The 21,540-nt window shown below is 67.7% G+C and carries 21 protein-coding genes and 1 tRNA gene; 10 read left to right on the top strand and 12 right to left on the bottom strand.

Annotation, left to right across the window (positions count from 1 at the left end; all coding sequences use genetic code 11):
- The first annotated feature begins 25 nt into the window (after positions 1-25).
- Positions 26-1,096, top strand: a complete 1,071-nt coding sequence (locus DPV74_RS15125; protein ID WP_027790936.1) for an FUSC family protein — start codon at positions 26-28, stop codon at positions 1,094-1,096.
- Positions 1,097-1,424: 328 nt separating this feature from the next.
- The gene (gene argG, locus DPV74_RS15130; protein ID WP_021157353.1) at positions 1,425-2,759 is read left to right on the top strand and encodes an argininosuccinate synthase; all 1,335 of its coding nucleotides are present in this window, start codon (positions 1,425-1,427) and stop codon (positions 2,757-2,759) included.
- A gap of 272 nt (positions 2,760-3,031) precedes the next feature.
- Here the strand turns inward: argG and DPV74_RS15135 are convergent, their stop codons facing one another.
- Entirely contained in the window at positions 3,032-4,342 is a 1,311-nt protein-coding gene (locus DPV74_RS15135; RefSeq protein ID WP_059693855.1) for an MFS transporter, read from the bottom strand.
- A gap of 217 nt (positions 4,343-4,559) precedes the next feature.
- Positions 4,560-5,642 (bottom strand): tartrate dehydrogenase, encoded by a 1,083-nt coding sequence (locus DPV74_RS15140; protein WP_060207849.1) that lies wholly within the window; start codon positions 5,640-5,642, stop codon positions 4,560-4,562.
- A 108-nt stretch (positions 5,643-5,750) separates the two neighbouring features.
- On the opposite strand from DPV74_RS15140, the gene DPV74_RS15145 reads away from it, so the two are divergent.
- Positions 5,751-6,683: a LysR substrate-binding domain-containing protein gene (locus DPV74_RS15145; protein WP_119337482.1), complete on the top strand. Its 933-nt coding sequence runs from the start codon at positions 5,751-5,753 to the stop codon at positions 6,681-6,683.
- A gap of 296 nt (positions 6,684-6,979) precedes the next feature.
- On the opposite strand, the gene DPV74_RS15150 is transcribed toward DPV74_RS15145, so the two are convergent.
- The 3 genes from DPV74_RS15150 to DPV74_RS15160 form a co-directional block, all read right to left on the bottom strand.
- Entirely contained in the window at positions 6,980-7,972 is a 993-nt protein-coding gene (locus tag DPV74_RS15150; protein WP_240439979.1) for a LysR family transcriptional regulator, read from the bottom strand.
- Positions 7,973-8,071: 99 nt separating this feature from the next.
- The gene (locus DPV74_RS15155) at positions 8,072-8,491 is read right to left on the bottom strand and encodes a hypothetical protein (RefSeq protein ID WP_060173064.1); all 420 of its coding nucleotides are present in this window, start codon (positions 8,489-8,491) and stop codon (positions 8,072-8,074) included.
- 122 nt (positions 8,492-8,613) lie between these two features.
- Positions 8,614-9,414 carry a helix-turn-helix domain-containing protein gene (locus DPV74_RS15160; protein ID WP_027790930.1) on the bottom strand — a complete coding sequence of 267 codons (801 nt, stop codon included), beginning with the start codon at positions 9,412-9,414 and terminating at the stop codon, positions 8,614-8,616.
- A 191-nt stretch (positions 9,415-9,605) separates the two neighbouring features.
- Between DPV74_RS15160 and DPV74_RS15165 the strand changes: the two genes are divergently transcribed.
- Both DPV74_RS15165 and DPV74_RS15170 read left to right on the top strand, forming a co-directional pair.
- Positions 9,606-10,232 (top strand): LysE family translocator, encoded by a 627-nt coding sequence (locus tag DPV74_RS15165; RefSeq protein ID WP_027790929.1) that lies wholly within the window; start codon positions 9,606-9,608, stop codon positions 10,230-10,232.
- 13 nt (positions 10,233-10,245) lie between these two features.
- Entirely contained in the window at positions 10,246-11,010 is a 765-nt protein-coding gene (locus DPV74_RS15170; RefSeq protein WP_119337484.1) for a bifunctional 2-polyprenyl-6-hydroxyphenol methylase/3-demethylubiquinol 3-O-methyltransferase UbiG, read from the top strand.
- Between the two features lie 19 nt (positions 11,011-11,029).
- Here DPV74_RS15170 and DPV74_RS15175 read toward each other — a convergent pair whose 3' ends face one another.
- From DPV74_RS15175 to DPV74_RS15190, 4 genes are all read right to left on the bottom strand, one after another.
- A complete protein-coding gene (locus DPV74_RS15175; protein WP_060083348.1) occupies positions 11,030-11,719 on the bottom strand; it encodes a DUF2848 domain-containing protein in 690 nt (229 codons plus the stop codon).
- A gap of 71 nt (positions 11,720-11,790) precedes the next feature.
- Positions 11,791-12,177, bottom strand: a complete 387-nt coding sequence (locus DPV74_RS15180; RefSeq protein ID WP_048022440.1) for a hypothetical protein — start codon at positions 12,175-12,177, stop codon at positions 11,791-11,793.
- A 48-nt stretch (positions 12,178-12,225) separates the two neighbouring features.
- The gene (locus DPV74_RS15185) at positions 12,226-13,704 is read right to left on the bottom strand and encodes a 4-hydroxyphenylacetate 3-hydroxylase family protein (protein WP_119337485.1); all 1,479 of its coding nucleotides are present in this window, start codon (positions 13,702-13,704) and stop codon (positions 12,226-12,228) included.
- Positions 13,705-13,740: 36 nt separating this feature from the next.
- The gene (locus tag DPV74_RS15190; protein WP_119337486.1) at positions 13,741-14,289 is read right to left on the bottom strand and encodes a flavin reductase family protein; all 549 of its coding nucleotides are present in this window, start codon (positions 14,287-14,289) and stop codon (positions 13,741-13,743) included.
- A 255-nt stretch (positions 14,290-14,544) separates the two neighbouring features.
- Between DPV74_RS15190 and DPV74_RS15195 the strand changes: the two genes are divergently transcribed.
- The gene (locus tag DPV74_RS15195) at positions 14,545-15,756 is read left to right on the top strand and encodes an IscS subfamily cysteine desulfurase (protein WP_119337487.1); all 1,212 of its coding nucleotides are present in this window, start codon (positions 14,545-14,547) and stop codon (positions 15,754-15,756) included.
- A 40-nt stretch (positions 15,757-15,796) separates the two neighbouring features.
- Here DPV74_RS15195 and DPV74_RS15200 read toward each other — a convergent pair whose 3' ends face one another.
- Positions 15,797-16,339: a MarR family winged helix-turn-helix transcriptional regulator gene (locus tag DPV74_RS15200; protein WP_027790922.1), complete on the bottom strand. Its 543-nt coding sequence runs from the start codon at positions 16,337-16,339 to the stop codon at positions 15,797-15,799.
- A 128-nt stretch (positions 16,340-16,467) separates the two neighbouring features.
- Between DPV74_RS15200 and DPV74_RS15205 the strand changes: the two genes are divergently transcribed.
- A complete protein-coding gene (locus DPV74_RS15205; protein WP_059693847.1) occupies positions 16,468-17,058 on the top strand; it encodes a nuclear transport factor 2 family protein in 591 nt (196 codons plus the stop codon).
- Positions 17,059-17,083: 25 nt separating this feature from the next.
- Here the strand turns inward: DPV74_RS15205 and DPV74_RS15210 are convergent, their stop codons facing one another.
- Positions 17,084-17,671, bottom strand: a complete 588-nt coding sequence (locus DPV74_RS15210; RefSeq protein WP_226153348.1) for an SUKH-3 domain-containing protein — start codon at positions 17,669-17,671, stop codon at positions 17,084-17,086.
- Positions 17,672-17,676: 5 nt separating this feature from the next.
- The gene (rtcR, locus tag DPV74_RS15215) at positions 17,677-19,296 is read right to left on the bottom strand and encodes an RNA repair transcriptional activator RtcR (protein WP_027790919.1); all 1,620 of its coding nucleotides are present in this window, start codon (positions 19,294-19,296) and stop codon (positions 17,677-17,679) included.
- Between the two features lie 335 nt (positions 19,297-19,631).
- On the opposite strand from rtcR, the gene DPV74_RS15220 reads away from it, so the two are divergent.
- The 3 genes from DPV74_RS15220 to DPV74_RS15230 all read left to right on the top strand — a co-directional run.
- Positions 19,632-19,704: transfer RNA gene (locus DPV74_RS15220), tRNA-Cys, on the top strand.
- Positions 19,705-19,962: 258 nt separating this feature from the next.
- The gene (locus tag DPV74_RS15225; RefSeq protein ID WP_027790918.1) at positions 19,963-21,102 is read left to right on the top strand and encodes a slipin family protein; all 1,140 of its coding nucleotides are present in this window, start codon (positions 19,963-19,965) and stop codon (positions 21,100-21,102) included.
- Between the two features lie 62 nt (positions 21,103-21,164).
- On the top strand, positions 21,165-21,540 hold a 376-nt coding region (locus tag DPV74_RS15230), incomplete at its 3' end, for an RtcB family protein (protein ID WP_162923044.1).

Here is a 21,540-nt window from a genome sequence, read left to right on the forward strand (position 1 = left end):
GCGTTCCGGCCACTCCAGCTCCGTCATGACCACTCCGTTCCCTGCCCGGCTGCCTCCGCTCCTGCGCAACGCGCTCCGCCCGCTGCTCGACCCGTACCGCCGCTACCGGCACGCGAAGCTGATCCATGCGGCGCGCGTCGCGCTCGCGATTCTCGTGTCGATCGCGCTGTCCACCGGCCTGAACGTGCCGCACGGCGAGTGGTCGACGATTACCGTGCTGATCGTCGTCGGCGGGCTGCAGCATCACGGCAACATCCGCAAGAAGGCGGCCGAGCGCGCGCTCGGCACGTCGATCGGCGCGCTCGCGGGGCTCGGGCTGATCCTGCTGTATTCCGCCGCGCACGCACCGATCGCGATCTACCTGCTGATGGCGCTCGCGTGCGGCATCTGCGCGTATCACGCGATCGGCAAGGCCGGCTATATCGCGCTGCTGTCGGCGATCACGATGGTGATCGTCGCCGGGCACGGCGACAACGAGATCGTCGACGGCCTGTGGCGCGCGGTGAACGTGCTGATCGGCATCGCGATCGCGCTGGCGTTCTCGTTCGCGCTGCCGCTCTATGCGACCTACTCGTGGCGCTACAAGCTCGCCGACGCGCTGCGCGCGTGCGCGGCCGTGCATGCGCGGGTCGCGGGCGACCGCCAGGTGAGCGACGACGCGCACCTGAAGGAAATGGCCGCGCTGAGCGCGCTGCTCGTACAGTTGCGTTCGCTGATGCCGTCGGTGTCGAAGGAATGCGAGACGTCGATGACGCAGCTCGAGGCGATCCAGCGCAGCCTGCGCCTGTGCATCGGCTATCTGGAGATCCTGTCGAGCGCGGTGCCGGCCCGCGACGACGTCGCGGCCCGCGAATACATGCGCGTCGACATGAAGGCCGTGAACCGGCGCATCCGCGATACGCTGGTCGGCGCGAGCCGCGCGCTCAAGTTCGGCACGCCGAGCCGGCTCGCGCCGCGCCGCCGGCCGGCCGACCCACCGCACGACGCACCGCCGCCGCAGTTGTCGGGCTACGTGTCGATCACGGCCAAGCTGGCCGTGGAAGTCGACCAGTTGCGCGAGAAACTGCTCGACACCGCGCAGTCGTGGAACATCTGACGCTCGCGGGCATCCGGGCGTCACGCCGACGCCTTTCATATTCCTTTCGGATCGGCGCACCGGCATCCTGACCGCTGCAGCCCCGCCATTCGGCCGATCCGGCCCCGGAAACACGGCCGGCGTCCGGGCTCATCGGCGCCTGATTTGCTGCGATTTCGCGCCGCCCCGGGCGGCGTTCTCTACCCGGTTAACCGCCCGTCAGGCCCGCCGCGACAGGCCCGGCGACGGTTCCGGACGAAAATCAACCCTTGCCCCAACCTCCCGGACAGCCGATACTCGCATATTCCGCGAAATACGATCCCACCGGCTTCAATCCACGGTAATTCCTATGAGCACGATTCTCGAAAGCCTCCCGACCGGCCAGAAGGTCGGTATCGCCTTCTCCGGCGGCCTGGACACCAGCGCAGCGCTGCACTGGATGAAACTCAAGGGCGCCGTCCCGTACGCATACACGGCGAACCTCGGCCAGCCCGACGAAGACGATTACGACGCGATCCCGAAACGCGCGATCGAATACGGCGCAGCCGGCGCCCGCCTGATCGACTGCCGCGCGCAGCTCGTCGCAGAAGGCATCGCGGCGCTGCAAAGCGGCGCGTTCCACATCACGACGGCCGGCGTCACGTACTTCAACACCACGCCGATCGGCCGCGCCGTGACGGGCACGATGCTCGTCGCCGCGATGAAGGAAGACGGCGTCAACATCTGGGGCGACGGCAGCACGTACAAGGGCAACGACATCGAGCGCTTCTACCGCTACGGCCTGCTCGTGAACCCGGATCTGAAGATCTACAAGCCGTGGCTCGACCAGACGTTCATCGACGAGCTCGGCGGCCGTGCCGAAATGTCCGAATTCATGAACCAGGCAGGCTTCGCGTACAAGATGTCGGCCGAGAAGGCCTACTCGACCGATTCGAACCTGCTCGGCGCGACGCACGAAGCGAAGGATCTCGAAAGCCTCGAGAGCGGCATCAAGATCGTGAACCCGATCATGGGCGTCGCGTTCTGGCGCGACGACGTGAAGATCGCCGCGGAAGAAGTGACGGTGCGCTTCGAAGCCGGCCAGCCGGTCGCGCTGAACGGCGTCGAGTTCACCGACCCGGTCGAGCTGCTGCTGGAAGCGAACCGCATCGGCGGCCGTCACGGCCTCGGCATGAGCGACCAGATCGAAAACCGGATCATCGAGGCGAAGAGCCGCGGCATCTACGAAGCCCCGGGCCTCGCGCTGCTGTACATCGCGTACGAGCGTCTGGTCACCGGCATCCACAACGAAGACACGATCGAGCAGTATCGCGAGAACGGCCGCCGTCTCGGCCGCCTGCTGTACCAGGGCCGCTGGTTCGACCCGCAGGCGATCATGCTGCGTGAAACGGCCCAGCGCTGGGTCGCGCGCGCGATCACCGGCGAAGTGAAGATCGAACTGCGCCGCGGCAACGACTACTCGATCCTGAGCACGAAGTCGCCGAACCTCACGTACCAGCCGGAACGCCTGTCGATGGAGAAGGTGGCATCGACGTTCTCGCCGCGCGACCGGATCGGCCAGCTGACGATGCGCAACCTCGACATCACCGATACGCGCGACAAGCTGCGCGTGTATTCGCAAGTCGGGCTGCTGACGCCGGGCGAAGCATCGGCGCTGCCGCAGATCAAGGGCGACGACAAGTAAGTCGCCTCGCTCGACGCCGTGCCGCATCGCTGGATGCGGCACGGTCAGGCAGGCTGCGCGGGTTGATCCTCTTCTTCACGCACGCAGCCTGCCGCTCCCTCCCTCTCCCCCCGCCATTCCGCTTCCCCTTCCGCAATTGCATCACGCCGCGTAGCGCACCGACGGCACGGCACCGCCGCGCCAGTCATGGCAAGCTGCGAGTCATCTCGATGCATGAAGCCGGGCGTGCTCGCGATACGCACCTGCCCGGCGTCCCGGCGCACCGGCCGCGCCTACGAGTGATGCCGCACGCCCGGCACGGCCGCTTCCCTCGCACCCTTGCGGCTCAGCATCAGCGTGACGACCGCCGACACCGCGAGCGTGCCCGCCACCACGTAGAGCCCCGCGGCATAACCACCCGTCACGTGCTTCAGCCAGCCGATCGCGAACGGCCCGACGAACCCGCCGAGGTTGCCGATCGAGTTGATCATCGCGATGCCGGCCGCCGCGCCGGCACCCGACAGGAACGCGCTCGGCATCGCCCACAGCGGCGCCTTCGCGGCACTGATCCCGATGTTGACGACGACCAGCGCGAGCACGGTGAGCAGCGCGGTGCCCGCCTGCCCCGCAAACACGAAGCCGATACACGCGAGCACGCACGGAATCACGACGTGCCAGGTGCGCTCGCCGCTGCGATCCGAATGCCTCGCCCAGGCGATCATCGCGACGACCGCGGCGATGCTCGGGATGCCGGTGAGCAGACCCGTCTGCAGCGCGGTGAAGCCGAACTGCTTGACCATCAACGGCGCCCACAGGCCGAGCGTATACAGTCCCGCCGACGTGCCGAAATAGATCAGCGCAAGCGCCAGCACGCGCGGATCGCGCAGCGCCTGCCACGCGCCGGCGGTATGTCCGGCATGCGTGTGGCGCGCATCGGCTTCGGCTTTCAGCTTCGCGACCAGCCAGTCGCGCTCGTCCGCCCGCAGCCATGCGGCCTTCGACGGCGAATCGGTCAGGCACCTGAGCACGACGAAGCCGAGCACGACCGCCGGCAGCGCTTCGACGATGTACAGCATCTGCCAGTCGGCGAGCCCGAACATCGGCGGCATCTGCATGATCGCGCCCGACAGCGGCGAACCGATCGCGGTCGAGATCGGCGCGGCCGCCATGAACCACGCGGCGGCCACCGCACGCTGCTTCGCGGGAAACCACAGGCTCAGGTACAGGATGATGCCGGGGAAGAATCCGGCCTCGGCCATGCCGAGCAGGAAGCGCAGCACGTAGAAGCTCGTCGGCCCGGCCGCGAATGCGGACACCGCCGACACGATCCCCCACGTGACCATCACGCGTGCGATCCAGATGCGCGCGCCGACGCGATGCAGAATCAGGTTGGACGGCACTTCGAACAGGAAGTAGCCGATGAAGAACAGGCCGCCGCCGAACCCGAACGCGGTCGGCGACAGGCCGATCGCCTTGTTCATCGTCATCGCGGCAAAGCCGACGTTGACGCGATCGAGAAAGCTGACGAAATAAAGCAGCATCACGAACGGAATGATGCGCCACATCAGTTTCCGCGCGACGCGGGTTTCCAGATCCGCTTGCATGTATCTCCTCCTTCGAGGTCGAGCCGTGCTCTGCCGTGAATGCTCGCCGGCGCCGCCGCGAAACGGGCGCCGGGGCGCCCGGGCGCCCGGCTCGCGTCGGATGCGCGAGTCGCGGGCAGGAAAACGGGGAGACGATGAACGGGCGACAGCCGGTGACCGGTTGCGCACGCGCGCCGCCGCTACGTCGCGGCCCGCCCGCCCATCGCCGTCCGTGTCATCAGGCGGCGATCGCCGCGTTCGCGACACGCTCGCAGACAGCCGCCGTCACCTGCGCGGTCGTCGCGCTGCCGCCGAGATCGCGCGTGTGCAGCGACGGGTCGGACGTCACCGCCTCGATCGCCTGCATCACGCGCGCGGCGGCTTCCGCTTCGCCGAGGTGGTCGAGCAGCATCACGACCGACCAGAACGTGCCGACCGGATTCGCGAGCCCCTTGCCCATGATGTCGAACGCGGAGCCATGGATCGGCTCGAACATCGACGGATAACGGCGCTCGGGATCGATGTTGCCGGTCGGCGCGATGCCGAGGCTGCCGGCGAGCGCGGCCGCGAGATCGCTGAGGATGTCCGCGTGCAGGTTGGTCGCGACGATCGTGTCGAGCGACGCCGGCCGGTTGACCATGCGCGCGGTCGCCGCGTCGACAAGCTCCTTGTCCCACGTCACGTCGGGGAACTCCTGCGCGACCTGCTTCGCGATCTCGTCCCACATCACCATCGCGTGCCGCTGCGCGTTGCTCTTCGTGATCACGGTCAGCAGCTTGCGCGGACGCGACTGCGCGAGCCGGAACGCGAAGCGCATGATGCGTTCGACGCCGGCGCGCGTGAGGATCGACACGTCGGTCGCGGCCTCGATCGGATGGCCCTGGTGCACGCGGCCGCCGACGCCCGCATATTCGCCCTCGGAGTTCTCGCGGACGATCACCCAGTTCAGGTCGCCGGGCCCGCAGCGCTTCAGCGGCGCGTCGATACCGGGCAGGATGCGCGTCGGTCGCACGTTCGCATACTGGTCGAAGCCCTGGCAGATCTTCAGGCGCAGCCCCCACAGCGTCACGTGATCGGGCACGTCGGGGTCACCCGCCGAGCCGAACAGGATCGCGTCCTTGCCGCGCAGCGCGTCGAGGCCGTCCGCCGGCATCATCGCGCCGTGCTCGCGGTAATAATCGGCGCCCCAGTCGAAATCCTCGAATTCGAACGCGAAGCGGTCGCTGCCGCGGGCCAGCGCCTCCAGCACCTGCTTGCCGGCCGGCACCACTTCCTTGCCGATCCCGTCGCCGGGAATCGTTGCGATACGGTAGGTCTTCATGCGCACATCCTCGATTGATCGTCAGCGTGGAGGCACTTTACCGAACCAGGAGTGCAGGAACCGGTGCTAGACTCAAAGCATCTTTAACTTGAATTCATGAATCCCGTCATGGCGGATACCGTCCAGCCGGCCGATCTCGGCTTCTTCTCGACGCTCGCCGCCTCCGGCAGCCTCAGCGCGGCCGCGCGCGAACTCGGGCTGACCGCGGCGGCCGTCAGCAAGCGGCTCACGCAGATGGAACGGCGCGCGGGCGTCACGCTGGTGAACCGCACGACGCGGCGGATGATGCTGACGCCGGAAGGCGACGTGTATCTCGACTACGCGCGCCGGATCCTCGACCAGATGGACGAACTCGGCGAGTTGCTCGGCAGCGCGAAGCAGCGCCCGAAGGGGTTGCTGCGCGTGAATGCGACGCTCGGTTTCGGCCGCAGCCACGTCGGCCCGGCGATCTCACGCTTCGTCGCGCGGTATCCGGAAGTGTCGGTGCAACTGCAGTTGTCGGTGATGCCGCCGCCGCTCACCGACGACGCGTTCGACGTGTGCATCCGCTTCGGCGAGCCGCCCGATGCGCGCGTCGTCGCGCGGCGGCTCGCGCCGAACCGCCGGCTGCTGTGCGCGGCGCCCGCGTATCTCGCGCGGCACGGCACCCCGGGCACGCCGCACGACCTGACGCGGCACAACTGCATCGGCATCCGCCAGGGGGACGAGGGTTACGGCGTCTGGCGCCTGACGAGCGGGCGCGGCACGGCGCGTTATACGGAAGCCGTGCGGATCAACGGCAACCTGACGACGAACGACGGCGAGATCGCCGTGAAGTGGGCGCTCGACGGGCACGGGATCCTGATGCGCGCGGAATGGGATCTGCGCGACTACCTCGCCGACGGGCGCCTGGTCGTCGTGCTGCCCGATCACGAAACGCCGGGCGCCGACATTTATGCGGTGTATGCGCAGCGTCACCAGATGTCCGCGCGGATTCGGGCGTTCGTGGATTTTCTGGCGGAGGAGCTGGGGCGGTTGAGGACGGTGCAGGAAAAACCGTAAGGCCGGATCAAGCCGCCGTCGCCATATGCGTGCGGCACCGACGACGCTCGACGGCCGAATCGCCCTGCACGTGGCCACGGTTCGCTCCGCATGCGCACGGGCTTGTCTCGCCAGGGTGGGCATCAAAAGGCAAATGTTCTGGCGAAACACGGCGCACGATCGCCAGAATATTTGCATCTCGATGCACCGCCCCCACCCTGCGACGCGGCTCGCGCTGCGCGCCCCCGAGCAGGCGCACATGGCCGCCGCACTTCACCTCGTGCACGATTGACCGCCCTTCGTTCAGCGCTCCTCGTTCACGCCACTGCGACCTGACTCCCCTCGCGATCGTTCATCTCGACGACTTCCGGCACCAGTTGTCGCGCCATGGCCCCCGCGACGGCCACGCCCTCCCGATCCCGTTCAAACCGCTCGACGATCCAGTCGACGAACGCGCGCACGCCGGGCGACACATGCGGGCGCTTCACGTACACGGCCGACACCGCGATCGCACCCGGCCGCCAGCGCGGCAGCACTTCCCGCAACCGCCCCGCGTCGATCAGCGGCTGCGCGGCGACGCGCGGCGGCTGGATCAGCCCGAGGCCATGCACGCCGCACGCCAGGTACGCCTGCTCGTCCTCCACACTGACGATCCCGTCGAGCCGCACCTTGCGCACCGCGCCATCGACGAGGAAATCGAGTTCGGCCGTACGCTGCCCCGGAACCGACGACGCGCCGACCGCACGATGCACGGCCAGATCGTCGAGCGTGCGCGGCGCGCCGTGGCGGTCGAGATACGCGGGGCTCGCGCATGTCACGCGCTCGAGCGTGCCGAGCCGGCGCGCAACGAGCGACGAATCGGGCAGTTCGCCAAGCTGGACGCTGCAGTCGATCGCGTCGCCGATGCGATCGGCCGGGCGCCCGGATACGCCCAGCGTCAGCGCCAGATCGGGATGCCGTGCATGGAACTCGCCGAGCGCCGGCACCACGATCGCATCCGCGACCGCCGCCGGCAGCTCGACGCGCAGCGGCCCGCTCGGGTGCAGGGCGGCGCCGCGAATGCTGGCCTCGAGCTCGTCGACGTCGGCCGTGATGCGCACGCAGCGCCGGTAATACGCGTCGCCTTCGGGCGTCGCCCGCAGCGCGCGCGTCGTACGCACCAGCAACGGCATGCCGAGCGCCGTTTCGAGCTCCTGCACGGTCCGCGTCGCGGTGGCGCGCGAAATGCCGAGCGCCTGCGCCGCGCGCGTAAAGCTGTTCATTTCGACGATGCGCGTGAAGATGCGCATCGCGCGGATCGGATTGTCCACCGGACACCCCTGCATGTTTGCCGCATGCCGCGGCGCACGCTTGCGCGCCCGCCGTGCATGCGTATCGAGGAACGCCGCGCCGCCGGCGCGGCAGACGGTTCAGCCGTTCGCCGCCGCGGCGCCGCGCGCCGGGTCGTCGAGCAGCCGTTGCGCCAGCGCGAGTGCGTCGTCGCGGGTGGCGGCCGCGTTCAGCGGATAACCCCAGACCTTCTCGAACGCGCCCGAGAACGCGTCGAGCGCCGCGCGCCGCGCGGCGTCGGGCTCGATCGCGATCATCGCGGGGATCCATTCGTGCGACTGCGCGCGGTTGGCCTTGCTCCACTTCGCGAGCTGCTTGCGCAACTCGTGATCGTCGGCGCCGCGTTCATTGCCGGACGGCGCATCGTCGGTCAGAAGAACGAACGGTTCGCGACGCGCGAGCAATGCGTCGAGTTCGGCGATCAGGCGGGCGGGGTCGGTGTGCGTCGAACCGGTGTAACGCAACCAGACAAACGGGAATTCGGTCGTGGTGATGTGCATGTCGGCCTCCAGATGAGAACGATTCTCATTTTATGGATCGAGGCCCGCGGCGTCATTTATCGTCCCGGCCAACCGCTTGCCCGATCCGGCCAATCGCGCCCGGATGGCGCGAGTCGCGCGGTTCAGCGTTGCCGGTCGGTCAGGAATTGCGTCGGCGACTTGCCGGTCGCCTTGCGGAACATCGTCACGAAGCTGCTCGCGCTCTCGTAGCCGAGCTCGATCGCGATCTGGTGCACGCGGCGGCCGGTCGTCAGCATCCGCAGCGACAGCGCGACGTGCAGCCGCCGGCGCCAGTCGCCGAGGCTCATCCCGAGCTCCTTCGCCGCGAGCCGCGTCAGGCTGCGCTCGCTGATGCCCGCGCGCCGCGCGAGCTCGGCCAGCGGCGACTTGTCGGCCGGATCGGCGAGCAGATGGTCGATCAGCTTGCGCAGCCGGCGATCGGCGGGCATCGGCAGGTACAGGTCCTCGACCGGTGCGGCGACGAGTTCGTCGAGCAGCGTCGCCATCAGCCGCCCCTGCGGCCCGTCGACGTCGTACAGGTTCGGAAAGCTCGCCGCCTTCAGCAGCAGTTCGCGCAGCAGCGGCGACACCGACAGCGTGCAGCAGCGCGCGGGGAGGTCGAGGGCGGCATCCGGTTCGACCAGCACCGCGTAGAACGTCGCGCCGGCCGAGCCGCGCGCCGCGTGCGGAACGTCGCCCGGAATCCATACCGTGCATTGCGGCGGCGCGCTCCACACGCCGCCGTCGATCTCGCAATAGATGACGCCGCTCAACGTGTAGAGCAACTGCGCCTGCGGATGGCTGTGCCGCTCGAGCCGCCATTCGGGCTCGACGACCGAGCCGCCGAAGACGACGAGCGGACGCGGCACGTGGAAGACTTCGTCATCCGCTGCGGGGTCGGTGGTCGGAGGAAGCTGGCGCATGAAACGGTGGACGATGGAGGAAGCCGGACGCCCTGCCCGCGCGCCCTTTCGTGCTTATACCAGAAAGGCGCCGGCGCGGCCCTGCCGCCCGGACGGGTGCCCGTGCGGGGCCCGCGCGGCGTCTGCAGCCGCCTGCCGATGCGAATACAATGCCTCGATCCCCGCCGCCGCCCCCACCTGCCGGAGCCGTCATGTTCGACCTGACCACGCTGACCACCTTCACGGCCGTCGTCCTGGGCCTGTTCCTGATTCCCGGCCCCGCCGTGCTGCTCGTGCTGAGCCGCACCGTGCAGGGCGGCCGCAAGACCGGCATCCTGACCGGCCTCGGCGTCGCCAGCGGCGACTTCGTGCATACGCTGTTCGCGGCCGTCGGCCTGTCGGCGCTGCTGATGACGTCGGCGCTCGCGTTCAATGTCGTGAAGGTGATCGGCGCCGCGTACCTGATCTATCTCGGCGTGCGCGCGCTGCTGGAGAAGCCGTCCGATCCGTCGCTGCCGAGCGTATCGCCCGTCACCCCGCTCAAGGCGTACCTGCAGGCGATTCCCGCCGAGGTGCTGAATCCGAAGACCGCGCTGTTCTTCCTCGCGTTCATGCCGCAATTCGTGCATCCGGAACGCGGCTCGACGTTCGTGCAGTTCGCGGTGCTCGGGCTGATCTTCGTCGTGCTCAGCTCGCTCTACACGACGCTGATCGCCTGCTCGATCCGTCCGCTCGGCCGCATCGTGAAGCGGCTCACGTGGCTCACGCGCTGGCAGGGGAAGATCATCGGCTCGATCTTCATCGCGCTCGGGCTGCGCGTGGCCGTGCAGCAGCGCTGACACGCACGGCCGCATGACGTCCGCCGCCACGCCCGCCGGCGAAGCGCTCTACACCGACCCGCGCCTCGTCGCGGTCTACGACCTGTTCAACGCGGGCGATCGGGATTTCGCGTTCTACGCGTCCGTGATCGGCACCGCACGCCGACGCATCCTCGACCTCGGCTGCGGCACCGGCACGTTCGCGCGCCGGCTCGCGGCAGCCGGGCACGACACCGTGGCGATCGATCCCGCGCCGGCGATGATCGAATACGCCCGACGCCAGCCGGGCGCCGACGCGGTCCACTGGCTTGCGTGCGGGCTGGACGGCCTGCCGCCCGACGCGCCGCCGTTCGATGCGGTCGTGATGACCGGGCATGCGTTCCAATGCCTGCTGACCGACGCCGAAATCGATACGACGCTGCGCGGCGCGCGGCGCGTGCTCGCCGACGGCGGCCGCTTCCTGTTCGAGACCCGCAATCCGCGCATCGCGCCGTGGCGTGCATGGACGCCGGCACATTCGGCGCGCAGCGTCGAATCGCGCGAGTCGGGCATCGTCGACCTGCATCATGCGGTGCGCTCCGTGGATGGCGCGATCGTCACGTTCGACACGCACTACCGCTTCCGCCGCGACGACACGGTGCTGACGAACACGAGCCGGCTGCGCTTCATCACTCAACCCGACTTGCGGGAGCGCGTGATCGCGGCCGGATTCTCGTCGGCCGACTGGTACGGTGACTGGCAGCACGCACCGTTCGACGCTGCGACCAGCGCGGAGATCATCGCGATCTGCCGCGCGTGAGTGCGCGTTTCCGGTCGCGTCAGCCCGCCACCGGCAGCGTGTCCACCGCATACACATGCCGCAGCGTGCGGCCCAGCACCGGATCGTCCAGCTCGACCTCGAACCGCTCGGCCGGCCGGATGCCGCCGATCGCCGCCAGCGTGCCGCACAGCATCGCGGTGCCGTCGACGAAGCGGCCGTCGTGGCGTGCGAACTGCGCGAGCAGGTCGTCCGGTGCGCGCATCGTGCTCACCTTGCCTTCCTGGTACAGCACGCGCTCGCCGTCGATCGTCGCGTAGGCGCGCAGCACGAGCTGATCCCAGTGCCCGGCCACGTCGTCGAGCTTCCACAGCGTGTTCGCGCACGGCTTGCCGCACATCTGCTTCGACACCGTGATCCCGTACGTCTCGACCTCGCGGTCGGTGTGATCGGACGCGATGCCGACGAACGTCTCGCCGCCGTCGCGCACCAGCACGAATTCCGCTTCGCCGCTGCTCTGCCCGCCCGACACCTGGATTGCGGGCGACGGATCGAGGCGGTCGGCCGCGACGCGGTAGAACACGGGCGTCGTCGCCGGGCGCTTGACGCCCAGTTCCTCCAGCTCGCGGATGTGCTTCTCCATGGCGGCCGTGTCGCGGCCGGTCCAGCCCGCGATCACGAGCGTGTCGATCGCGATCGCGCGCTCGGTGCGGCCGTCGCGACCGTCGATCGCAAACGTGATGGTTTTCATCGAATGCTCCTCGTAGCGGGCGGCGCACGCGCGATGCGGCGCCGCCCGCAATGTGTCGTGAATGGCCGGGCTCAGGCCGGGTCGTAGTAGTGGATCTCCAGCAGCACGCAGCCGCCGTTCGACTTGAACGGGCCGTGCCATGCGCCGGGCGGGCGCACCGCATACGTGTAGCCCTTGAACGGCGTGCCGCCGTTGCCGTGTTCGTCGTTGCCGACGGTCAGGTCGCCTTCAACGAGAAACACCTCTTCCCAGTAGTCGTGCACGAACGGCTTCTTCGTATGCAGCCCGGCCGGCAGGCGCAGCAAGCGCGTGCGGCTGCCGCGCTTCCGCTCGGTGTCGAGCGCGCCGGACAGGATCAGTTCCTGCGCGCCGGAGGCCGGGTCATAGCCTTCCGGCAGTTGCCAGTCGCGCTGCATGTCCAGCGTATGGAATTCGTCGTGAAGCTTGTTGATGGCCATCTGTCTCTCCTGTGGCGATAGCGGATGAGTCGAACGCGATGCGGCGCGTCAGGCGGCGCGCGGCGTCGACAGCTCCTGGTTCAGCGAATAGCTGCCGAGCATCGAATCAACGAGATGCGACGCGCGCTGCCAGTCGTACGTGCGATACGCATGCCCCTTCGTGACGAACGACGCGCCGGCGTAGAACAGTTCGTACTGGTTGTGGCGCGACGCGAATTCGGAGCCGACCGCATCCCACGCGAGCTTGAAGAACTTCACGCGCTCCTCGGACGAGCACACCGGCGACTTCTGCGTCTTCTCGATGATGCGCAGCAGGTCGGGGTTCTCGAAATCGCGCACGCTGGACGGCAGCATGATCATTCCGCCGCCGGCGAGCTCGCGCAGCGTGTTGAGCACCTTCGAATAAAGCTGCTGCGTGACGACCTGCGAGCCGTACAGCATGTTGCGGTCGGGTACGTAGAAGCCGTTGACGACGGTGCCCTTCGCTTCCATCCCGTAGACCCACGCCTCGACCATCGACGCTTCGGCCGCGAGCTGGCCCAGCGTTTCGCGCACCTGCGGGAACGCATTCGTGCCATTGACCTCGGAGATCTTCAGGCCGAGCCCGACGAGGAAGCGCAGCTTCGTCATCAGGCGCACCTGGCATTGGTAGTTCTGGTACACGTGCGCGGGCGTCGCGTGGAACTGCTTCGCGCACATCTCCGTGTTGCCGGCAACGAAGATCCGTTCCCACGGCACCTTCACGTCGTCGAAATACAGCACCGCGTCGTTCTCGTCGAAGCGGCTCGACAGCGGGTTGTCGAACACCGATGTCGCGTTCTCCTCGTATGACTTGCGCGACAGGATCTTCATGCCCTTCGCGTTCATCGGCACCGCGAACGACAGCGCATACATCTCGTCGCCTTCGCGCAGCGGCTGGATGCAGCTGCAGAACACCTCGTTCGCCATGATTCCGCTCGTCGCGAGCATCTTCGCGCCGCGCACCGTGATGCCTTCGGCATCCTGATCGACGATGCCGACCGCGAGGTACTTGTCCTCCTGCTCGTGCGCGGCCTTCGACTGGTTCGCCTGCGGATTCACGATCACGTAGGTCAGGAACAGGTCGTTGTCGCGCGCGTAGCGGTAGTAGTCGCGCAGCGCGCCCGCCCGAGCCGGATCGTATTGCTCGAACACGTCGGCGCCCATCACCATGCCGGCAAGACAGGACGCGACGTGATCCGGCGAGCGGCCCATGAAGCCGTAATGCAGTTCCGACCACGCTTCCAGCGCGGCGCGGCGTTCGACGAGTTCGTCGTAGGAGGTCGGCAGTTGCCAGATCCGGCTGACGCGGTTGCCCAAGTCGGGCGACACGAACGTCATCTTCTCGACGTTCTCGTCGCGCGCCTGGTAGTCGTACAGGCTCGCGTAGCTGCGGATCGAATTGCGGAATGCCGCATGCGCGGTCACGTCGCCGACCGGCTGGCCGTTCAGGTAGACCTGCCGCCCGTCGCGCAGCGACGCGATGTGCTGGGTTCCGTTCTTGATCATGATGTCCTCCTGGGTGGAATGAAACGTGGATTGCATTCAGGCAGACGGCGCGCGCATGCCGTCGAGCGTGCGATAGCGGCCGCCGAAGAAGATCAGCGGGCGCCCTTCCGAGCGCGCGCGGTGCCGCGTCACGCGGCCGACGAAGATCACGTGATCGCCGCCGTCGTACTGCGCGTAGGGCTCGCATTCGAACGTCGCGAGCGCGTCGGGCAGCAGCACCGCGCCGTCGTCATCGGCCGCGCCGGCACGCCAGCCCCACTTGTCGCCGTTCGCTTTCGCGAAGCAGTTCGACAGGTGCTGTTGCGTCTCGTCGAGCACGTTGACCGCATAGCCGCCCGCGCCGGCCAGGTCGCCGAGGCTCAGGCTCCGACGGTCGACCGAAAACAGGATCAGCGGCGGGTCCAGCGACACCGAATTGAACGACGCGACCGTGATACCGATCGGCGCCCCCTCCTTGCGCGGGGCGGTAATCACCGCGACGCCCGTCGCGAACATCGACAGCGCGGTGCGAAAGCGCCGCTGCGCGTCGGCACCCGCACCGGTTCCGGCATGGTTCTCGCTCATCTCGTCCTCCTTGGGTTGCATCGCAGGATTCCGCTGCGGAATCCGGCCCAACAAAGCACCGTTACTTAGCTTTGTTATTTAGCTTTTATTAAATGTAAACACAAAGGCGGGTTCAAGTTGTCGTAAACCCTGACCTAGAAAGCTTTGTTTGAAAGACAACCCTACTGGCGGGATGGGTGTTGCGCGGCGCCCGCGAATGTCCACGTACACTGCGGCTACCCTGTTCCGCGGTGTTTTCGCGCACCGCGGGAGACACCGCTTTCCGGAGCCGCATCGATGCAATCCCGTCCGATCTACATGGACTACAGCGCCACGACGCCCGTCGATCCGCGCGTGGTCGACAAAATGGTGCCGTTCCTGCACGAGCAGTTCGGCAACCCGGCTTCACGCAGCCACAGCTACGGCTGGGATGCCGAGCAGGCGGTCGAGGAGGCGCGCGCCCACGTCGCCGCGCTGCTCGGCGCCGATCCGCGCGAAATCGTGTGGACCTCCGGCGCGACCGAGGGCAACAACCTCGCGATCAAGGGCGCCGCGCACTTCTACCAGGGCAAGGGCAGGCATCTCGTCACGGTGAAGACCGAGCACAAGGCCGTGCTCGATACGTGCCGCGAGCTCGAACGCCAGGGCTTCGACGTCACGTACCTCGACGTGCGGGAAGACGGCCTGCTCGATCTCGACACGGTGCGGCAGGCGCTGCGCGCCGACACGATCCTGGTGTCGGTGATGCTCGCGAACAATGAAACGGGCGTGATCCAGCCGGTGACGGAGATCGGCGCGCTGTGCCGCGCGCGCGGCATCGTGTTCCACTGCGACGCCGTGCAGGCGGCCGGCAAGATCCCGGTCGACGTGAATGCGTTGAACGTCGACCTGCTGACGGTGACCGCGCACAAGGTTTACGGCCCGAAGGGGATCGGCGCGCTGTACGTGCGCCGCAAGCCGCGCGTGCGGATCGAAGCGCAGATGCACGGCGGCGGCCATGAGCGCGGGATGCGCTCGGGCACGCTGCCCACGCACCAGATCGTCGGGATGGGCGAGGCGTTCCGGCTCGCGAAGAATGAGATGGCGGAGGAAAGCCGCCGCGTCGGCGCATTGCGCGACCGGTTGCTGGCCGGCCTGTCGACGCTCGACGAGGTTTACGTGAACGGCGATCTCGCCCGCCGGATTCCGCACAACCTGAACGTCAGCTTCAATTTCGTCGAAGGCGAATCGCTGATCATGGGGATCAAGGGTGTCGCGGTATCGTCAGGCTCCGCGTGCACGTCGGCATCGCTGGAGCCGTCGTACGTGCTGCGCGCGCTGGGCCGCAGCGACGAGCTCGCGCACAGCTCGATCCGCTTCACGCTCGGCCGCTTCACGACCGAAGCCGAAGTGGACAGCGTGATTGCGCAGGTGCGCGACACGGTCGGCAAGCTGCGCGCGCTGAGCCCGCTGTGGGACATGCATCTCGAAGGGGTCGACCTGAATACGATCGAGTGGGCCGCGCACTGAATGCGGTCGAAGCGTCAGGCGGGCTGGCGGCGCGTACGCGTCAGCCTTTTTCCTGGCGCGCGATCAGGTGCGCGAGATCGAGCGTCGCGCGGTCGCCGTTGGTGACGAGGCGGTCGATCACCGAGCAGAGCGCCTTGAATTCGGTCTTCGTCACGCCCTCGAACAGCACGTTGTTGATGCGCTGCTGCGTATCGGTGAGCGCCTTCAGCAGCTTCGAGCCGGCCGGCGTGACCGTGAGACGCATCTTGCGCTTGTCGTCGGGGTCTGGGCGTTTGTCGATCAGGCCGAGCTTCTTCAGCTTGCCCGTCTCGATCGTGACGAATGCGCCGCTCAGGTGCAGGTGATCGGCGAGGCGGTTGACGGTCACGACGTCGTCGTGCGAAAGATGCGAAACCGATACGAGCAGCGAATACTGGATGCCGGTGAGGCCGATCAGCGAGCCGAAGCCGTCGCGTACCGACAGCAGGCGGGCCGCAAACGGCAGCAGCCCGTTGATCAGGTGGCGAAATTCCGTGTCCGTGCCGTCGATCAGGCAGGCCGGGTTGGTGATGGTCAGAACGGACTCCTCTTGCTGCTTGGCCATGACTTCGACGCTCCGTACGGTCATGCGAATTTAGCTTTGAAACGAAATTATACGGCAAAGGCACATACGCCCCTGGCCAGGTCCGGCCGCTGCGCGTGGCCCCATTTCCCGCTACAGGAGGCTCGTCCATGCCCTTCCCGCTTCATCCCGCGTCGGTTCGCGCGCTGCTCGAATGCTATCTGCGCGCAAAGGACCTGAACCGGCCCGCGCTGATCGCCGACTGCTTCGCGGCCGATGCCGAGCTGAGCTTTTCGCTCGCGAACGACGACATCGATTTTCCGCCGCGCGTGACGGGCGCGGCCGCGATCGCACGCACCCTGGTCGAGGAATTCGGCGAGCGGTTCGAGCGGTGCCGGACCTATTACGTTTGCACGGAGCCCGAAGTCGACCCGCATGGCGTCAGCAGGATGTCGTGGCTCGTCGCGATGCGGCAGAAGGACAACGGCGCGTTGCGGATCGGGCACGGCACGTACCGCTGGCAGTTCACACCCGACAGCGAAGGCGGTGCGCGGATCGCCGCGCTGCACATTCACATCGCGCGCATGGATACGATCGACGATCCGAAGTCGACGAAACTCGACGCGCTGCATGCGGCGTTCGGGTATCCGTGGCTGCCGGCGCACGCGTTCGCGCGCGGGCTGGCGGATGTCGCGGCCGCGCAGCCGGAATGGGCATTCCTGGCGTCGTTTCACGAGGCGGCGGCAGCGGCGGCCGGTTGAAACACGGCCGAAGCGCGTCGCCGCATCACGCGCGGGCAAGGAGCTGACGGACCGTCATCACGCGCGGGTCGTCGATCGTCAGAACCTCGCCGTAATGGGCAATCGTTGCACGGCGGTCGAGCAACAGCGGAATCGAGACGCGCCCGAGCAGCGTCCGCTCGACCGCTTCGCCGAACGTGAATCCGCACAGATGCACACCGTCGACCACGCAATTGGTCGAGAACACTCGGCCCTGCGCATCGACATAAAACTCGGCGTACCCGAGATCGTCTTCGGCGAAGCCGATCATCGTCGTCCCGAGCGCCTGTTCCCACGCGTCGATCTGGTGATCCTTGCGCGCCAGCGCATGAAAGACGAGCCCCATTCGCGCGCAGGTTTGCCCGCTGGCAGAGGCGCCCACGATCAGCCCGCCGAATTCGCGCAGGATTGCATCTCCCGGATGCTCGCCGTCGCCGGACGACACACGGCAACCGGAATCGCCACGCCACCCCGAATCGGCAAACAGCGCTTTGACCGACGAAGGAATCACGACCACCACCACCCTCCCGACGTTTGCGTGCACGATACCGCACGCGCTATCCGCCATGCGCGACGCAGGGAATGCATCGCGCATGCCCGTCACCTCGACGCATCGAGCGCGCCCCTCACTCCCTCCCAATCCAGCCCGAACCGCGCGAGATACTTGCGCAGCCTGTCCGCATCGTTCGGCTGCTTCTTGCTCTGCCGCGACACCGCGAACAGCGTGCGCCCCGCTTCCGACAGGCTTGCCGACACGCGGCACACGTCGAGCACGCGTTCGAGCTGCGCACGGTCGAACAGGTCGAGTTCCGCCGCACGCGCGCCGAACACCGCGTCGACGCATGCCTCGGACGATCCCGCGCCGCCCGGCTGCGACCACGTGCGCGTCAGCCGTTCGACTTCCTGTTCGGCAAGCGCTTCGGTAATCCGTCCCGCATCGGCCAGCGTCGCCATCCGCGTGACCGACGCGGACAGCTCGCGGAAGTTGCCGGCCCACGCCGCACGCGGCGACGCGGCGAACGCGAGGTAGCGCCGCTTCGCCTCGACGTTGAAACGCACCTGCTCGCCCTGCTCGCGGCCGAACCGGTCGAGTTCGAATTCGAGGTTCGGCTCGATGTCCTCGCGGCGCTCGGCCAGCCCCGGCAGTTCGTACGTCCACAGGTTGATCCGCGCATAGAGATCCTCGCGGAAGGTGCCGGCCGCCACCATCTGCCGCAGGTCGCGGTGCGTGCCCGCGATCAATTCGAAATCGCTGGTCGCCTCGACGTCCGCGCCGACCGGCAGGAAACGCTTCTCCTCGATCGCCTTCAGCAGCATCGCCTGTTCGTCGAGCCCGAGTTCGCCGATCTCGTCGAGAAACAGCAGGCCGCCGTCCGCCGCGCGCAGCAGCCCGGCCCGCGCCGACTGCGCGCCCGTGAACGCGCCCTTCACGTGGCCGAACAGCGTCGACATCGCCGCGTCGCCGCGCAGCGTCGCGCAGTTGATCTCGATGAACGGCCCCGCGAGCCGGTGCCGGCCGCGCTTCAGCTCGTACACGCGCTTCGCGAGAAACGACTTGCCGGCGCCCGTCGGCCCGACCAGCAGCATCGGCGCGCGCGAACGCACGGCCACGCGCTCCAGTTGCTCGATCAGCGCATTGAAGCGCGCGTTGCGCGTCGCGATGCCCGCCTTCAGGAACGACACCGTCTCGTCGCGCTCGCGCGTGAAGCGCTGCGCGATCCGGTTGTAGCGCGACAGGTCGAGATCGATCACCGACATCGTGCCGGGCCCGCTCAACCCCTCGTCGGTCTTCTGCGGCGGTGCCGTCTGGGCAAGACGCGCCGGCAGGTAGCGCGCCTCCGCCAGCAGGAACCAGCAGATCTGCGCGACGTGCGTGCCGGTGGTGATGTGGATCAGGTAGTCCTCGCGGTCGAGATCGAACGGGTAGGCGCGCGCGAAATCGTGCAGCGTCGCGTAGACCTCCTCGAAATCCCACGGATCGCGAATCTCCATCGGAACGAGCCGCACGTCGGTGTGCGGCGACACGCGCTCCAGGTCCTGCTTCACGCGGTTCGCGAGACGCGCGTAGTTCGGCGCGTGCAGCAGTTCGAGCCGGTCGACCGGCATGTCGCGCTGCTCGCACAGCGAAATCGTCGGCCGCCAGTTGCGCCAGCGACGCTGCGAGCCGCCGCCCTGGTCGAGCACGGTACCGAGAAAACCGATCGCGACGGTCTTGCGCATGTTTATCCCACAAGATAAGAGGCGATCCGATTGTATCGAATATTCGGATCGAGCCGTGGCTGGATTTTCATGCGCCGCCCGTCACGACAAATAATTTCCCCTTCCATTTCAACGACTTGGGATTTATTTCGTGTATCACACCGCCCGCTGGCACGCTCCTCGCTAAATAGAAAGCGCCGGATGTCCCGCTGGCCCGCGAGCCAGGGTTCACAAAGCCCTGCTGGTGCGCCGCCGCCGAACCTGGTTCGTCGCGGTCGCGCATGCCGCCATGGGCAGACGAAGGCAAACGGGCGCGTACTGGAACTTCGCCCGGGTTCGAATCCCGGGGCGCCCTCCGTTCGGTAGCTCATTCGGGTAGAGCAGCCGGCGCAAGCCGGTGTGTAGCGGGTTCGAATCCCGCTCGAACGCTGTCCGCAAGGACAGCCTTGTAATGAAAGCAGTACCCGCCGGTGCGGGCCGCAAGGCCCGCCGCGCGTCGGACCGGTTGCGGTTCCGCGCGATCGGCCGGACGGCCGCACGGCCCGCGCGAAGGCGCACGACGACGCGAAGCAGGATGCGTCGCCGCGCACTTCGGCGCCGGGCCTGCGCGCCGCCCGCCCGGTTGCGTCGCCCCGCGATCCGCACGATGCGCGTCACCCGGCGGTCATCGAAGAAAAGGACAAGAATATGTGGATGCGACATGTAGTGAAAAAGAACGAACGCGCGCTGCTGATGAACGAGGGCGATTTCGTGAAGGTGCTCGAACCGGGCGTGTTCAAGGCCTTCGATCCGTTCAAGCGCCTGTCGGTGCAGACCGCGCGTCTCGACGCGCCGCTCGCCGATGCGGCACTGGCCGATTACCTGCGTCACGACGCACAGGACGTGCTCGCCCGGCACTTCGTCGCGATGGATCTCGCCGACGACGAAGCCGGCCTGCGCTACGAAGACGACGTGCTCGTCGAGATCCTGGCGCCGGGCACGCGCCGGCTGTACTGGCGCGGCCTGACCGCGCACCGTCTCGAGCGCGTCGATCTCGCGCAGGACAGCATGCTGCCGGCCGCGCTCGTGAAGCGCATCGCGCAACCGGCGCTGCGGGCGCGCGGCGTGGCGGGCCTGGCGGGTGTACTGCTGGCGCAGGTGCCGGCGTACCACGTCGGCGTGCTGAAGATCGACGGCAAGATCGAGCGGCTGCTGGACGCGGGTGTCTCGGCGTTCTGGCGCTTCAACCGCGACATCGCGGTCGAACTCGTCGACCTGCGCGTGCAGGCGCTCGAAGTCGGCGGACAGGAAATCCTGACGCGCGACAAGGTCGCGCTGCGGTTGAACCTGTCGGCGACGTGGTGTTATGCGGACGTGCTGCATGCGTTCGGCCAGCTGCAAAAGCCGGTCGAGCACCTGTATCGCGAGCTGCAGTTCGCGCTGCGTTCGGCCGTCGGCACACGCTCGCTCGACGAACTGCTGGAAGACAAGCAGTCGATCGACGACGTCGTGATCACGCAGGTGCGTGCACGCCTGGGCAACTCGGGCGTGGACGTGCGCAGCGTCGGCGTGAAGGATATCGTGCTGCCGGGCGACATGAAGACGATCCTCGCGCAGGTGGTCGAGGCGGAGAAGTCCGCGCAGGCAAACGTGATTCGCCGCCGCGAGGAAACGGCGGCCACGCGTTCGCTGCTGAACACTGCGAAGGTGATGGAAGAAAACCCGACCGCGCTGCGGCTCAAGGAGCTGGAAACGCTCGAGCGCGTCGCGGAACGGATCGACCGCATCTCGGTGTTCGGCGGTCTCGACCAGGTGCTGAACGGACTCGTCAGCATCAAGGGCGCCTGACGGGCGCAACGGCGCGGCGCAAGTGTGCCGCGCCGCATGAATGAAGGAATCAGGTGAAGCAAATGAGTGCAATGGATTACCAGGTGATGGAACTGGCAAACGGCAAGCCGGTGAAGATGTGGACGCAAGGCGTCGCCGTCGAGGACGAAGCGCGCGCGCAGCTGCGCAACACCGCGCAGATGCCGTTCATCTTCCGCCACGTCGCGGTGATGCCGGACGTCCACCTCGGCAAGGGCTCGACGATCGGCAGCGTGATCCCGACGAAGGGCGCGATCATTCCGGCCGCGGTCGGCGTCGACATCGGCTGCGGGATGATGGCCGCGCGCACGACGCTGACGGCAGCCGACCTGCCGGATTCGCTCGCGGGCCTGCGCAGTGCGATCGAACGCGCGGTGCCGCACGGCCGCGCGCCGGGCCGCCGCGATCCGGGCGCGTGGG

This window comes from Burkholderia sp. HAN2018 (genome assembly GCF_024704855.1).
GTDB classification, from domain to species: domain Bacteria; phylum Pseudomonadota; class Gammaproteobacteria; order Burkholderiales; family Burkholderiaceae; genus Burkholderia; species Burkholderia cepacia.